A 774-nucleotide genomic window follows, 5' to 3' on the forward strand; every position below is an offset into this window, starting at 1 on the left:
CGCTACTGCCGCCCTGCGTGCTCAGTCTCATGCCGTCGGGTCTCGGCACCGGTCGGCCTACGATCATGCGGTGGCGAACAGCGAGCGCAGGATCGTGGACAGTTTCTGGGACCTCCGCGACGACGCCTACGACAACCCGGACCGCTGGCAAGGCGTCACGGCCGAAGCCCTGTTCCAGCGGCTCGCCGAGTATGTCGAGAACGCGGAGGAGCGTGGCGAGCCGATCGACTGGCGTGGCGTCGCGGAGCGCCTGATCGCTTGGCGAGCTAGCGAGCACGGCGCTTGACGAGCCCGCCCGCCATTGCCGCGCGGAGTGCACGGGCGGTGACGTTTGCTGCTACCTCTGCGTCGCCCCGGATCGCAGGTTAGCCGCACGCTCAGCGCGGCTGCGTAACCACTGCTCGGTGTAGATGAGTCCGGCCAGGACGCCACAGAGGGCAACGGTCGAGCCGAGCGGCGCGCTACCAATCTCGGCCTCCGGCAGCACAACCATGAGGCCCATCGAAACGACGAAGAAGGCAGCGAAGTAGGTGAGGCGATCAACCAGGTCTCGTCGGTAGAGCAGCTGCCACGCCACACCGCACACCAGCCCGACGACGACCACGACCAGGAGATCGCCAGGCTGGGTGACTTCATCTCCCGCAGCACGACCTACACCGAGCGCCCCGAGCGGCATGATGAAAGCCCACGGACGGCGCTTCGAAGCGAAGGTCAACATGCCTGCATCGTTTCACGCGAGCAGCGGCGGGTGAACGAAACGCCCTCAACTGCCGC

At 66.8% G+C, this 774-nt stretch carries 2 protein-coding genes; one reads left to right on the top strand and one right to left on the bottom strand.

Annotated features, from left to right (window positions below; translation table 11 throughout):
- Positions 1–286: hypothetical protein (locus tag F0U47_RS20245; protein ID WP_223162845.1), on the top strand; the 286-nt coding region annotated here is incomplete at its 5' end.
- Between the two features lie 51 nt (positions 287–337).
- On the opposite strand, the gene F0U47_RS20250 is transcribed toward F0U47_RS20245, so the two are convergent.
- On the bottom strand, positions 338–718 hold the full coding sequence (locus tag F0U47_RS20250; protein ID WP_149752308.1) for a hypothetical protein: 381 nt from the start codon (positions 716–718) through the stop codon (positions 338–340).
- Positions 719–774 lie beyond the last annotated feature (56 nt).

The sequence above is a fragment of the Nocardioides antri genome, assembly GCF_008373765.1.
Lineage (GTDB): Bacteria > Actinomycetota > Actinomycetes > Propionibacteriales > Nocardioidaceae > Nocardioides > Nocardioides antri.